Annotated in this window: 11 protein-coding genes and 1 pseudogene; 5 read left to right on the forward strand and 7 right to left on the reverse strand. The window is 74.1% G+C overall.

Annotation, left to right across the window (positions count from 1 at the left end; genetic code table 11):
• Nucleotides 1–48: 48 nt before the first annotated feature.
• Complete coding sequence (locus ACIOJE_RS21485) at nt 49–1,137, reverse strand: PP2C family protein-serine/threonine phosphatase (RefSeq protein WP_400777914.1); 1,089 nt, start codon at nt 1,135–1,137, stop codon at nt 49–51.
• A gap of 151 nt (nt 1,138–1,288) precedes the next feature.
• Nucleotides 1,289–1,942, reverse strand: a complete 654-nt coding sequence (locus tag ACIOJE_RS21490; RefSeq protein WP_400777915.1) for a maleylpyruvate isomerase family mycothiol-dependent enzyme — start codon at nt 1,940–1,942, stop codon at nt 1,289–1,291.
• Nucleotides 1,943–2,013: 71 nt separating this feature from the next.
• Between ACIOJE_RS21490 and ACIOJE_RS21495 the strand changes: the two genes are divergently transcribed.
• Nucleotides 2,014–2,970 (forward strand): LysR family transcriptional regulator, encoded by a 957-nt coding sequence (locus ACIOJE_RS21495; RefSeq protein WP_400777917.1) that lies wholly within the window; start codon nt 2,014–2,016, stop codon nt 2,968–2,970.
• Nucleotides 2,971–3,037: 67 nt separating this feature from the next.
• Here the strand turns inward: ACIOJE_RS21495 and ACIOJE_RS21500 are convergent, their stop codons facing one another.
• Nucleotides 3,038–4,186: an erythromycin esterase family protein gene (locus ACIOJE_RS21500; protein WP_400777919.1), complete on the reverse strand. Its 1,149-nt coding sequence runs from the start codon at nt 4,184–4,186 to the stop codon at nt 3,038–3,040.
• Nucleotides 4,187–4,278: 92 nt separating this feature from the next.
• Here ACIOJE_RS21500 and ACIOJE_RS21505 point away from each other — a divergent pair, with 92 nt between their 5' ends.
• Nucleotides 4,279–5,040 carry a TioE family transcriptional regulator gene (locus ACIOJE_RS21505; RefSeq protein ID WP_400777921.1) on the forward strand — a complete coding sequence of 254 codons (762 nt, stop codon included), beginning with the start codon at nt 4,279–4,281 and terminating at the stop codon, nt 5,038–5,040.
• A gap of 41 nt (nt 5,041–5,081) precedes the next feature.
• Here ACIOJE_RS21505 and ACIOJE_RS21510 read toward each other — a convergent pair whose 3' ends face one another.
• Nucleotides 5,082–5,936 (reverse strand): BTAD domain-containing putative transcriptional regulator, encoded by an 855-nt coding sequence (locus tag ACIOJE_RS21510; protein ID WP_400777923.1) that lies wholly within the window; start codon nt 5,934–5,936, stop codon nt 5,082–5,084.
• A gap of 277 nt (nt 5,937–6,213) precedes the next feature.
• The gene (locus tag ACIOJE_RS21515) at nt 6,214–6,867 is read right to left on the reverse strand and encodes a ScbR family autoregulator-binding transcription factor (RefSeq protein WP_400777924.1); all 654 of its coding nucleotides are present in this window, start codon (nt 6,865–6,867) and stop codon (nt 6,214–6,216) included.
• A 460-nt stretch (nt 6,868–7,327) separates the two neighbouring features.
• On the opposite strand from ACIOJE_RS21515, the gene ACIOJE_RS21520 reads away from it, so the two are divergent.
• The gene (locus ACIOJE_RS21520) at nt 7,328–8,338 is read left to right on the forward strand and encodes a ScbA/BarX family gamma-butyrolactone biosynthesis protein (RefSeq protein ID WP_400777925.1); all 1,011 of its coding nucleotides are present in this window, start codon (nt 7,328–7,330) and stop codon (nt 8,336–8,338) included.
• 175 nt (nt 8,339–8,513) lie between these two features.
• Nucleotides 8,514–9,059, forward strand: a complete 546-nt coding sequence (locus tag ACIOJE_RS21525) for a DUF5959 family protein (protein WP_400777927.1) — start codon at nt 8,514–8,516, stop codon at nt 9,057–9,059.
• Between the two features lie 35 nt (nt 9,060–9,094).
• Here the strand turns inward: ACIOJE_RS21525 and ACIOJE_RS21530 are convergent.
• Nucleotides 9,095–10,510: pseudogene (locus ACIOJE_RS21530) on the reverse strand (MFS transporter).
• 233 nt (nt 10,511–10,743) lie between these two features.
• Here ACIOJE_RS21530 and ACIOJE_RS21535 point away from each other — a divergent pair.
• A complete protein-coding gene (locus ACIOJE_RS21535; protein WP_400777929.1) occupies nt 10,744–11,409 on the forward strand; it encodes a response regulator in 666 nt (221 codons plus the stop codon).
• 127 nt (nt 11,410–11,536) lie between these two features.
• Here ACIOJE_RS21535 and ACIOJE_RS21540 read toward each other — a convergent pair whose 3' ends face one another.
• Nucleotides 11,537–12,862, reverse strand: a complete 1,326-nt coding sequence (locus tag ACIOJE_RS21540; protein ID WP_400777931.1) for a sensor histidine kinase — start codon at nt 12,860–12,862, stop codon at nt 11,537–11,539.
• Nucleotides 12,863–12,877 lie beyond the last annotated feature (15 nt).

Consider the following 12,877-nt stretch of genomic DNA (forward strand, 5'->3'; position numbering starts at 1 on the left):
ACCGCCCTGAACGGCTCGGCCGAGACGCGCCGGCCCGGTCGTCCCCGCTCAGGCCGCCTCCCGGCAGGTCACCGCCAGCACCGCCATGTCGTCGTCCCGTGGCCCGCCCGCCCACCGCTCCACGTCCGTCACCAGCGCGTCGACGACCGCCTCCGGACCGTCGAACGGGCCGAGCGGGCCGAGACCGAGCAGCGGATCGTAGAACTCCCCGGCCGCATCCCGGGCCTCGGTCACCCCGTCGGTCACCAGCAGCAGCGTGCACCCCGGTGGGAACGGCCGGCTCTCCGGCTCCGACCGCGCCCCGCCCAGCGCACCCAGCCCGAGCGGCAGCCCCGGATCGACGGCGTCCAGCCGCCGGACCGCGTCCGGGCCTCCCAGCAGGTACGGCCCCGGGTGCCCGCAGTCGAGCGTGCGCACGACGTCCTCGCCCGGCGGGAACTCGACCAGCAGCGCGGTGATGAACCCCTCCAGCCGGGCCTCCCCGGTCATCTGCGCGCGCTCCCGGACGACCGCCCGCTCCAGCCCGTCGGCCAGCGCCACGAGGTCCGGCGCGCGGTGCGCGTCCTCCCGGAAGGCGCCGAGCAGCACCGACACCACGCCCACCGCCTGCAACCCCTTGCCCCGCACGTCCGCGATCAGCACCCGCACGCCGTACGGGGTCGCCTGCAGGGCGTACGCGTCGCCGCCGATCAGGGCCTCGGTCTGCGCCGCCCGGTAGCAGGCCGCGATCGACAGCCGCCCCACCCGTGGCGGCGGCTGGGGCAGCACCGCCCGCTGGGCGGCCTCGGCCACCGACCGCACCTGCGCCAGCCGCCGCCCGTGGCGGTCGACGACCCGGTTGACCCAGACCCCGAGCAGTGCGGCGAAGACCGTGTTCACCAGCTCCAGGTAGCCGTCCTGGGTGCCGATGCTGCCGTCCCGCACGGCCAGCACCAGGATGCCGGCCATACTGGCCACGCCCACCATGAGGGTGTACCGCAGCGTCAGCAGCGCGCCGGACAGCACGGCGGCCGCCGCGAGCAGCGGATCACCCCAGTAGTTGTCCGGCTCGAACGAGTTCCACACGAGTCCGCCGACGATCAGCAACCAGGGCATGAGCCGCACGTACAGCGGCCACTGCGCGGACCTCGGGGCCATCGGAGACCTTGCTTCCCGTCTCTGCCTCCCGTCTCGCCACCTATCCGGAAGGAGTTATTCCGATCCTAGCCACCCCCGCCCGGCCCCGCGCGCGCCCGGCGGAGTCCGCCGTACGGACTGCGGACACCGCCCCGGGCGGACCGCCCGGCCGCTACGCGTCCAGGGTGAACCGCCCCGCGCCCGGGCCGGTCAGCAGGCCGGACGGCAGGTGGCGGCCGTAGGTGAGCAGCAGGAGGTGTTCGGCGCGGCCCTCGACCAGCGCCGGGCCCCCGCCGTGGGACCAGCCGGTGTCGGTGGCCCGCAGCCGGACACCGTCGAGCCGGGCGCCGAAGAAGCGCAGGCTCCGGCGGGAGACCGTGGCGAGCAGGGCGGTGACCCGGGGCTGCGGCAGGCGCGACGGCAGGCCGAGCGCGACGGTGATGTCGAGGCCGTGGACGACATCGTGGCCGAGCGCGGCGATCCGGCCGCCGACCGGCGGGCGCCAGGGGTGTTCGGCGTGGTCGGCGAGGGCGGCCGCGAGTTGGCCGTCGGTCAAGGCGGCGGCGTCGCGGCGGGCCACCCGGTCGGTCATCCGGTGGAGGGAGCCGCCGGCCCGTAGGAGGTCCGCGAGGGTACGGGCGGTGGAGTACCGGAAGCCGGTGCTCATGTGGGCGGCGACCTCCCGGACCCGCCAGCCGACGCACAGCGACGGCGCGTTCCACTGATCCGGGGTGAGCGCGGTGAACACCTCGGCGAGTTCCCGGCGTTCGGCCGCGATCTGCTCCCGGATCCAGTCGACGGCCTGGTCATGCTGCACGGTTTCCATGCCTCCAGCCTGCGGCCGGGGCCGTCCGCCCGTCCAAGACCAGGAAGTTCTGCCACCTATGATCAGGAGTTATGGAACTCCGGCAGCTCCAGTACCTCGTCACTGTGGCCCAGCACGGCAGCTTCACCCGGGCCGCCGAGCTGCTGCACCTCACCCAGCCCGGGGTCAGCGCACAGATCCGGCAGCTGGAGAAGGAGTTGGGCCACCGGCTGCTGGACCGCTCCGGGCGCGGCGTCCGGCTCACCCGGGTCGGCGAGGCGGTCCTCCCGCACGCGCAGGCGGCGCTCGCCTCCGCAGCGGCGGCGCGGCAGACGGCGCAGGACTTCGACGGGCTGCGGCGCGGGCACGTCCGGCTCGGGCTGGTCGCCGGGGCGGCACTGGCCCCGCCGACCGGGGTGGACGACCTCCCCGGGCTCGCCACCACGCTCGCCGCGTTCCGCAGCGCCCACCCGGGCATCAGCCTCTCGCTGGCCGAGAGCACCACCGGGCGGATGCTCGGCGACCTGCGCGAGGGGCGGTTGGACCTCGCCGTGCTCGGCCTGCCCACCGCCGCGAGCGGCCGCGCCGGCGACGACGGCTGGCAGACGCTGGCCGGGCTCGCCGTCCACACCGTGTTGGAGGCGCCGCTGTTCGCCGCCTTCGCCGAGCACCACCCGCTGGCCGACGGCCCGGACGGCGCCCTGCCGGTCGCCGCGCTGGCCGGGCACGCCCTGGTGAGCACCCCGCGCGGCACCGGCCTGCGGACGGCGCTGGAGCGTGCCCTGGCCGAAGCCGGGGCACGCTCCACGGTCGCGGTCGAGGCGGCCGCACCACCGCAGCTGGCCGATCTGGCCGCGCACGGACTGGGCGTGGCCGTGCTGCCGGATCCGGCACCCGTTCCCGGGCTGCGGACCCGGCCGCTCATCGACCCCGTGCCGCTGGTGCGGATCGCGCTGGCCTGGCCGGCCGGTCGCCCCACGGCGCCACCCACCGCCGCGCTGCTGGGCCACCTGCGCACGACCTACCCGGGCCCGCGGGCCGGCGCCTGACGCGGCCGGACCGGCGGCCGGACCGGGGGCCCGCCCCGGCCCCCAGTCAGGGCGTGGCGGCTTCCGGTCAGGACGTGGCGGCCGCGGCGCCGTCGCCGATGTGCAGGATCGCGTCGGCCCCGTCGAGGACCGCCCGGTCGAGCGGGAAGTAGCCCTGCTCCGGCGTGGTGTCGGTGCGCGTCCGGCCACCGGCGACCGCGCCGGGCTCGACCAGGCCCCAGGTGGCGGCCCGGCGCTGGAGCGCGCCCTCGTAGGTGTCCGGCTCGGGCGCCTGGAGCCCGATGGCCTCGCTGCGGCCCAGGCTGCCGGGGACGAAGGTGTACGGCTCGTCCAGGGAGTGCAGGATGGCGCCGGCGCCGTTCCAGGTCAGGTCCATGTCCGCCACCCGTATGGCGCTCGGGTTCCGTTGCAGGTGAACGTTGTGGGCGAAGACCACGGTTGCGCCCCGGCGGGCCTCGTCGCGCCGGATGTCGAGGAGGTTCTGGGCCATCAACACGTCCCGGGTGCCGAGCAGGCCGGACATCCGGGCGGCGCCCGGCTCCAGCCGCCGCGCCGACTGCCGGTGGTAGCGCAGCAGGCCGCGGCCGGCGGTGAGATGGGTCCTGGCCCTGAGCCACTCGGCGCGCGAGGTCGCCGCGACCAGTTCCGGGGCCCGCGCGTACAACAGGGTGAGCAGGTCGTCGGCGATCACCCGCAGCTGCTCGGCCTCGGCGGTGGCGCCGGGCGACGTCTCCGGGTCGAGGACCGCCTCGGGGCGGCTCCAGCGCTGGTCCTCGCCCGCGAGGCCGGCGAGGTCGAGGTCCACTCCGAGGTAGTCGCGGGCGTGTTCGAGGTAGCGCCGGGGGCTGGGTGCGCTGGTGTTCTCCGTCTGGGTGTCGAAGCCGTGGAAGGCCAGGCGCTCCTGCGGCGGCCGGTTCCGGTTGTACTCGCGCATCCAGGCGACCAGGCGCCGGTTGGCGTCCAGCTCTCCGAAGCCGTGGGAGAAGCCCTCGCTCATCGCCGTGTCGAGGGTCCCCACCCCCTCCTGGACGAAGTCGTTCACGGTGAGGGCCGCCACCCGGTCGGTCTCGACGGCGATCGACCGGAAGCCCCGGTCGACGAGGTGGGCGAACAGTTCATTGCGGATCAGCGCGAACGCCGGTTCCTGGTGGGTGGGTTCGCCGAGTGCCAGCAGGGCGCACGACGCGGGGACGAGGTCTCGAATGTCCTGGCTCATGACCCTCAAGCGTATCCTTGAGAGAACGGTTGAGACTTTTCCGGCTCCAGCCGCTCAACCACCCGCCGAAGCCTCAAACCGGTGAGAGTCACATGCGACCGTCCGACCTCGCCCGCGGGCACGGCATCTCCACCCAGGCCGTCCGCAACTACGAGCGGGACGGGTTCCTCCCGCCCGCCGAGCGCACGGCCAGCGGCTACCGGATCTACACCGAGGTGCACGCGGCCGCCCTCGACGCCTACCTCTCCCTCGTCGCGGCGTACGGCCACGCGACCGGCGGCCGGATCATGACCGCGCTCCACCGGGGCGGGCTGGACGACGCCCTGACGGTCATCGACCGCGGCCACGGCCGGCTGCTCCGCGACCGGGAGACCCTCGACGCGGTGCGCACGGCCGTGGACCACCTGACGACGCGATCCGACGCGGCCCGCCCTGACTCGGCCGGGCCCGACACGGCGCGGGGCCCGGCGGCGGACCCAGGCGTCCGGAGCATCGGCGAACTCGCCCACCGGCTCCTGGTCACCCCGGCGACCCTGCGCAACTGGGAGGCCGCCGGCATCCTCACCCCCGCCCGGGACCCGGCCACCGGACACCGCGTCTTCGGCGCCGACGACATCCGTGACGCCGAACTCGCCCACCTGCTACGACGTGGCGGCTACCCGCTGGAGCACATCGCCACGGTGGTCCGACAGGTCCGGACGGCCGGCGGCGCCGACTCCCTGGCCGGCGCCCTGGCCGGCTGGCAGCGCAGGCTCACCGCGCAGGGCCTGGCCATGCTCGACGCGTCCGCCCGGCTCGGGCACTACCTGAGCCTGCTCGGCCATCCCGTTCATCGTTCAACACACCTGCCATGAAGGCGAGTTGACACCTACGGCCGCCCCCCGCCCCGGTGCGCTCAGCCGACGCGGGTGAGCCGGGTGGTCCGGGGCGGGGTCGGGTCGGCGGGACCGGCGGCGCGGTCGGACTCGGGGCGGTCGGGGTTGGCGAGCAGGATGGAGCGCTGCAGCCGGCGCAGCCCGGCCGAGGGTTCCATGCCCAGCTCCCGTACCAGGGTGTTGCGCAGGCGCTGGTAGGCCTCCAGGGCCTCGCCTCGTCGGCCGGAGCGGTGCAGGGCGATCATGTACTGGCCGTGCAGGCTCTCGTGGGTGCGGTAGCGGTCGACCAGGACGGTGAGTTCGGCGAGCAGCACACGGTGGCGGCCGAGCCGTAGGTCCGCCTCGATCCGCTGGTCCAGGGCGCAGAGCCGGGTCTCCTCCAACCGCTTGGCCTCGATGGTGAGTTGGCCGCCGATCGGGACGTCGGCGAAGGCCGGTCCGCGCCACAGGCCGAGCGCCTCGCCCAACTGGCGAGCGGCGAGCGGAAAGTCACCGCCGTCCATGGCCCGGTAGCCCAGGCCGGCGAGGCGGTCGAACTCCTGGAGGTCGACCAGTCCGCCGCCGCTGTTGAGCAGGTAGCCGCCGGCCGAGGTCACCAACACGTCCTTGGCGCCGCAGGCTTCCCCGGTGTCCTGGCGGCGGCCGAGCGCCCGGTCGATCATGTCGCGCAGCTGGAGCACGTACGTCTGCACGGTGGTACGCGCGCTGCGCGGCGGGTGGCCGGACCACAGCTCATCGGCGAGGACGCCCGCCGGGACGACCTGGTCGGCCCGCAGGGCCAGCAGCGCGAGCACCTGCCGCGGCTTCGGCGCCGACGGCACCACCGACGCCCCGCACACCTGGACCCCCAAGGCCCCCAACACCCGGATCTCCATGACGTCCACCCCAATCCAGACGGATCGGCGACCCCGACGGCCACCGGCCGGCCAGTGCTACAGCTGCCGCACGGCCTAGCACCCGGTGCACATCCAAAAACAGGACGGACGGTTTGTCAATACAAAACCGAACGCACTGTTTGTTTTTGAACGGAGGATCGGCCGTCGGAGCGCGGCGACCAGCCGACGTGCGCGCCATCGCGAACGCCGGCCGTCCACGCCCGCGCCCCACCGTCCACGCCCCACCGTCGCTGTCGCCGTCGCCGTCGCGAACGGCTCAGCCGCCGTCGGCGCCGGCCGCCGCCAGCTCGGCCACCACCCGCCCACCGCGGTCCGGGCCCAGGTCGAGCGTGGCCAGCACCCCGGGCACCGCGATGCTCGGCATCAGATGCTGGTACAGCACGGCCACCCGGCGCTCCAGGTCCGCCCGGCCGGACATCTTCTGGGACTGGATCTGCACGCCCGTCCAGGCGCCCGTCACCAGCCACGCCGTCTCGGCCGGCACCACGTGCGGCAGCAGCTCGCCCCGCTCACCGGCCGCCGCCAACAAGGTCTCCGCCCGGCGGATCCACCCGGGCGCGGCGCCGCCGCCGAGGTCGCCGAACACGTCCTGGCCGAGCGAGAGGCGCGCGCCCGCACTCAGCAGCGGGTCACGCGGCATGAGATGGGCGACGACCATCCCCAGGTCGACGAACTCCTGGAGCTTGCACTGCCGTTCGGGGAGTTCGTCCTGGCCGAACTGCTCCTCCACGACGCCCTGCGCGAGCTCCCGCTTCGACGCGAAGTGGAAGTACACCGCTCCCCGGGTCACGCCCGCACGGGCGACCACCTCACCGATCGTCGCCCCCTCGTACCCGTACTCGTCGAAGACCGACGCCGCCGCCTCCAGGATCAGCCGACGCGTTCGGATCGCCCGCCCCTGTCGCACCACCGCAACCACCCCACCCGAAACGCTCGGCAAACAAAACCAAACACCCTGTATCTTACCCGGCGGTCAACCGGCGATCCCTCCTCCCCAGGTCGCATGCACCCGCCTTCGAGTCCGGGAAAACCACGTGGACGGTAGGGGCCGGGAAGGCGACCTGCACCCCTACCGAAACGGACAGAGGCGGAATCCGGCTCACCACTTCCCGCCGCATCCCCATGGAATCGCCATGCCGTGATAATGCACCTGTCACCCCACCCGCGAGGGAGTCATCGCAGGCCAGAGCACATCCACCCGCATCCAGGCCGCCCGACCGCCCACCGTTCGACACCCGGAGCGACCATGCGAACACACTCGGCCGCCAACGAACCTTCACTCAGGCTCCTTGAAAAGCAAACCGGAAGGTACGTATCTTACGAGCCCTGAGCAGCCCACCCCGCCCGTCACGGCCTCCCGGAGCGCTCCCATGACCCTGCTTGCCTACCGTGCCCCCGCCATCTCCCGTGCCACCGGCGCGAGCCACGGCGACACCCCCGGCCTCGCCGCCGGACCGGACCTGCCGACCGGCCCGATACCGCGCCTGACCAGCACCGTTGCCAAGGAGTACGTCCACCGGGCCTGCCACGCCGAGGTCTTCCTCACCGGCAGCGAGCAGCTGAACGAGACCACCTTCTCCGTCAGCGCGCAGTGGCCGCGGGCCCACACCTTCTTCAGCACCCCGGACGGCACCCGGCACGACCCGATCCAGGCCGCTGAAACGATCCGCCAAGCCGGGCTCTACCTCGCCCACACCCGGTTCGGCGTCCCGCTCGACCACAAGTTCATGATGTGGAACCTCGACTACACCACCCACCCCCGCCACCTGCTCATCGGCGCGACGCCCACCGACCTCACCATCGAGGCCAGACTCGTCCCACAGCCACGCCGCACCGGCACCACGATCGACTTCACCCTCAGCACCGTCGTACGACGCGGCCCTCACCTCGCGGCCACCGGCCACGCCCGGTTCACCACCGTGCCGGACTCGACCTACCGGCGGCTGCGCGGTGCGCGCCGCGAAGCCGACCCGACGCCGGCGCCCGCCGTTTCCAGCGAGCCGCTGCCCCCGGCCCGCGTCGGCCGGATCCGCCCCTGCGACGTCGTCCTGACTCCGGCCGAGGCGCCCGGGACCTGGCACCTCACACCCGACCTCTGGCACCCGATCCTCTTCGACCACGCCAACGACCACATCCCCGGCATGGTCCTGCTGGAGGCCGCCCGCCAGGCCACCAACGCGCTCACCTCACCGGTCACCGTCAGCCCGGCCTGCGCCGCGACCACCTACCACCGGTACGCCGAGCACCACGTCCCCACCACGATCACCGCACGCCACACCCCCGGCGAGGACCCGGACGCCCTCATCACCACCGTCACCGGGCACCAGAACGGCGAGCCGATCTTCACCACCGTCCTGACCGGCCACGCCGACCAGCGCTGACCAGCACCGGCCGGCCCTGCCCGCCGAAGCACCGACCTCCCCGACGGCCCGTCCGACCGCCCCGGTCGGACGGGCCGTCGGCACGTCGCGGACGAACACTTCCCACGGACTGGCACCGGACGAACACCTGCGCGAGGATGTCAGCCCTTGGATTCGCTGTAACGGGGAGTACACAGTGCGTGAAGTCGCTTCGCACCAGAACGAGTTGATCAGACTGACGGACCGTCCCGGCACCGACGACGCCCCCGGCCACGAGGGGCGCACCGGCGGCCGGAGCGTACGGGTGCGGGTGCTGGGCCGACACGCACCGGGCTCCCTGCTCGGCCACGACTGGCTGGACTGCGAGATCACCGTCACCGCCGACGGGGTCCGTGGGCACTTCGTCGCACTGGTGACGGGTCGTCAACTACGGCGTTGGGAAGTGGCCTTGGACCGGCTGGACCGACACGAGGCGGTGCGCTGGCTGGACGAGGAGCACGGCCCGGAGCTGCGGATCGAGCCCGGGCGGCCCGGCGGGGTCTGGGTGACCGTCTCCGACGCCGAGGAGTCCGGTGTCACCCTCCGGGTCGTCCTGTCCCCCGCGCCCGGCTGGCCGGACGAGCAGCGCGCCCTGCTCAAGCGCGTCCGGGACGCCTATCCGTCCGAGGTGGTCGAGGTGGCCCCCGGCGTCCACGCCTGGCGCGGACAGCAGGACAGCAGGACACCGACGACCGACGGCTGACGGCTGACGGCTGACGGCTGACGGCTGACGGCTGATCACGACCTTTCCGGTACAGGGTCCGGCACCCGGCCCAGCGAGCGGTCGGCAGCGGCGAGGAGGAGAAGCAGGGCGGCACCGCCGAGCATGAACCAGGCGAGGTGGTGCAGCCCGCCGATGGTCGCGCCATGGGCGAAGAAGGCGGCGTTCGCGGCCGAGGCCGCCATCGCGCCGAGGTACATGAAGGTGCGCAGCAACCCGGCCGCCGCGGCGATCGCGGCCGGATCGGCCTGGTGGTAGAGCGCGGTCTGGTTGGCGAGTCCGATCAGCCCCTGCGGGACGCCCGCCGCACGCCGACGGCGATCAGCAGCCCGGCTCCGCTACGCGCTTCCGATGCCAACAAGGCGACACAGGCGATGAGTTGCACGGCGGCCGGCCAGCAGCTTGCCCCGGACGGCCGGACGCCGGCCAGTGACGGCGGAGACGGTGAGCGCGGTCAGCGAGAGCGGCAGCATGACCAGTCCGGCGGTGGCGGTCAGGCCCCGTCCCTCCTCCAGCCACTGGGTGAAGCCGTAGCGGAAGGCGTAGGTGGCGGTGCAGCCGAGGAGTTGGCGCAGATAGGTGGCGATCAGCGGGCGGTTCCCGGCGAGCGCCCGCAGGTCGATGAACGGGTTTCGGGCCCGCGACTCCCGCACGGCGAAGGCGACGGCCGCCGCGACGGCGAGGACGGGCAGATGCCACTCAGCCGGCCGGGGCTTCATCAGGAACAGCATCAGCGCCAGCAGCATGGCCGCGAACAGGGCGATCCCGCCGTAGTCGAGCCGGTCCGGCTTGTCCGATATCTCCGGTCGGCCCGATGTCCCCGGTCGGCCCGTCAGATCCGGCTGGTCCCGTAGATCTCGTAGATCTCGTAAATCCCGCTCATCCCTCCGGCCCCGGCGGACGGCGGCCGGCAGGCGGATCGCCCCCAGGACCAGGCAGGCCAGCGAGAGCGGGACGTTGACGGCGAAGACGGCCCGCCAGCCGCCCACGCCGATCAGGACGCCGCCGAGGGTGGGGCCGATCACGGCGACCGTCTGGCTGGCGACGGCGAGGACGGTCAGTACTCCGGTGGGGCTCTCCCGCCCGGTCCGCTCGGCCTTGCTGCGCGTCAGGTGCATCGCGGCGGGATAGGCGGCCGAGGTGCCCAGCCCCAGCAGTACCCGGGCGGCCACCAGCAGCCCGAGCGACGGGGCCAGCGCGCCGAGCAGCCCGGCGAGGCCCACCACCGCCGTCCCGATGAGGTAGAGCCGGCGCGGACCGTAGCGGTCCACCAGCCGCCCGATCACCGGCTGGCCGACGGCGGTGGCCAGGTAGAGCGCGCAGACCAGCCAGGCGGTCTCGGCGGGCGGAGCGCCGAAGGCGGCGCCGACCGGCACCAGCGCCACCGCGATCATCGACGAGTTGACCGGGTTGAGGACCGAGCCGAGCACCATCGGGGCGAGCAGCCGACGGTCGAACTCCCCCGCCGGGGGCCCCTGACGGCGCCGCGAGCGGATCCGGGCGAGCGGGGCGGCCGGGCCGGTCATCGCCGGTTCAGCCGGTCGATCAGGGCCAGCGCCGCCAGGACGGTGGCGCGCTCGACCTCGGTGACGTGCTCCTGCAGGGCCCGGGCCAGCTGTATATTCCGGGCTTCCAGCGCGGCCCGGCCGCCCCCGATAATGGCGACATGATCGACAAGCGACTCCGTGTCGTCCTCGCCGAGGACTCGGTGATCCTCCGGGACGGCATGGTCGAACTCCTCACGGCACGCGGTTGCACGGTGGTCGCCACCGCCGGGACGGCACCCGAACTGGTCGCCGCCGTCGCCGAGCACCGGCCCGACGTGGCGATCGTCGACATCCGGATGCCGCCCAGCCACACCGACGAGGGCATCCGCGCCGCCGTCGAGATCCGCGCCGTCGCACCCGAGGTCGGCATCCTGGTCTTCTCCCAGCACGTCGAAACCGCCTGGGCGGCCCGGCTGCTCGCCAGCGGCGCCGCCGGGATCGGCTACCTGCTCAAGGAGCGCGTCGCCCGCACCTCGGAGTTCGTGGACGCCCTGCACCGGGTAGCCGACGGCGGCACGGCGCTCGACCCGGAGATCGTCAACGGCCTGCTGCACGGCGGCCGGCGCAGCCGGGTGGACGTGCTCACGCCGCGCGAGCGGACGGTGCTGGAGCTGATGGCGCAGGGCCACTCCAACCGCTCGATCGCCGGGCTTCTCGTGGTCTCGGAGCGGGCGGTGGAGAAGCACGTGGCCGCCGTCTTCACCAAGTTCGACCTGCCGGCCACCGAGGCCGACAACCGACGGGTCAAGGCCGTCCTCGCCTACCTCGCCGAGAACGGCGCCTGAACCGCCCTTACCGGCGGCGGTGGCGACAGTGGCGGCGGCGACAGCACTGTCAGCGCTGACGGCGGTGCCGGCGGCAGCGACCGGTTGCGGTCGGCCGTGCCGGGCGCCGCCGTTCCGTGGCCGCCCGTCACAGGCGACTCGGAAGTTCGGCGGTGACCGTCGTCGGCCCTCCTGCCGGGCTGTCCACCCACAGCACCCCGTCCACCGCCGCGAGCCGATCAGCCAGGCCAGACAGGCCGGTGCCGGTGCCGGTGCCGACGCGGGTGCCACTGCCGACGCCGGTGCCGGTGCCGGTGCCACTGCCGACGCGGGTGCCGGAACCCGCGGCCACCGCTGCGCCGCCGCGGCCGTCGTCGCTCACCGTCAGCCGTATCCGTCCGTCGGCCGCGCTCGCCGTCAGCTCCGCCGACGAAGCGCCGCTGTGCTTGGCGACGTTGGTCAGCAACTCGGCGGCGCAGAAGTAGACGGCCTGCTCGATCGCCTCGTCCGCCCGCTCCCGCAGGTCCAACCGCACCGTGACCGGTACCGGCGAGGTGGCGGTGAGCCCGGGCAGCGCCTGGGCAAGGCCGCCGTCCAACGCCACCGGGTGGATGCCCCGGGCGAGCCGCCGCACGCCCGCGATGGTGTCGTCGGTCTGCCGGCGGGCCCGCTCCACCAGGGTGCGCAGCCGCCCCACGTCCGCGGCGTCGCCCGGCCCGAGCGGCCCTGTCGGAGGCTCACCGAGGGCGTCGTCGGCCAGCGAGAGGGTGATGGCGAGCGCGACCAGTTGTGCCTGGGTGCCGTCGTGCAGATCGCGTTCGAGGCGGCGCAACCGGTCGGTGTTCCCGACCAGCAGGGTGGCTCGGGCACTCTCCAGCTCACGCACCCGCTGCTGCGAACGCACGGGGCCGAGCAGCAGCCGGGCGAGGCCCCGGTTGGCCGCGCTCACCACCCGCAGGGCCGCCGGCACGGCGGCCAGTACCGCGAGCCCGGCCGGCACCGAGAACACGTCCAGCCAGCCCACCGGCCTCGGGCCGGGTTCCAACAGCCGCACCCACAGGGCGAAGCCCGCCAGCCAGGCGCAGCTGAGCGGCAGTCCGACCGCCGCCAGGAAGCCGAACACCCCGAGCGGCAGCCGCAGGAGCAGGTAGAGCAGCGCCCGCCAGGCCACCGGATCGGTGAGCACCGCCCGGCCCCGGGCGATCACCCCGGACGGCCGGGGCAGCACCCCAGGAGCCGGCACCAGCTCGCCGAGCAGCCGCCGGACCAGCCGCCGGTGCAGCCCGCCCAGCCCGCGCGCCCCGGCCAGGGCGGCCACCACGAACGGCAGCCCGAGCACGGTGAGCGACAGCAGCGCCCCCGCGTAGAGGACGGCCACGGCGTAGACCCCGTCGAGCACGCCGAGCGGCAGCCCGAGCAACGCGAAGGCCAACTCGCCACCGCGCACGGACCGGTACCGCCGCCACTCAGCCATCGTCCACCTCCTGCG

This window comes from Kitasatospora sp. NPDC087861, from assembly GCF_044742585.1.
GTDB lineage: Bacteria > Actinomycetota > Actinomycetes > Streptomycetales > Streptomycetaceae > Kitasatospora.

Coding starts and splice junctions, on each gene's coding strand:
- ACIOJE_RS21535 (WP_400777929.1), top strand. CDS start 10,744: ATGATCGACAAGCGACTCCGTGTCGTCCTCGCCGAGGACTCGGTGATC.
- ACIOJE_RS21485 (WP_400777914.1), bottom strand. CDS start 1,137: ATGGCCCCGAGGTCCGCGCAGTGGCCGCTGTACGTGCGGCTCATGCCC.
- ACIOJE_RS21505 (WP_400777921.1), top strand. CDS start 4,279: ATGCGACCGTCCGACCTCGCCCGCGGGCACGGCATCTCCACCCAGGCC.
- ACIOJE_RS21500 (WP_400777919.1), bottom strand. CDS start 4,186: ATGAGCCAGGACATTCGAGACCTCGTCCCCGCGTCGTGCGCCCTGCTG.
- ACIOJE_RS21510 (WP_400777923.1), bottom strand. CDS start 5,936: ATGGAGATCCGGGTGTTGGGGGCCTTGGGGGTCCAGGTGTGCGGGGCG.
- ACIOJE_RS21495 (WP_400777917.1), top strand. CDS start 2,014: ATGGAACTCCGGCAGCTCCAGTACCTCGTCACTGTGGCCCAGCACGGC.
- ACIOJE_RS21520 (WP_400777925.1), top strand. CDS start 7,328: ATGACCCTGCTTGCCTACCGTGCCCCCGCCATCTCCCGTGCCACCGGC.
- ACIOJE_RS21490 (WP_400777915.1), bottom strand. CDS start 1,942: ATGGAAACCGTGCAGCATGACCAGGCCGTCGACTGGATCCGGGAGCAG.
- ACIOJE_RS21540 (WP_400777931.1), bottom strand. CDS start 12,862: ATGGCTGAGTGGCGGCGGTACCGGTCCGTGCGCGGTGGCGAGTTGGCC.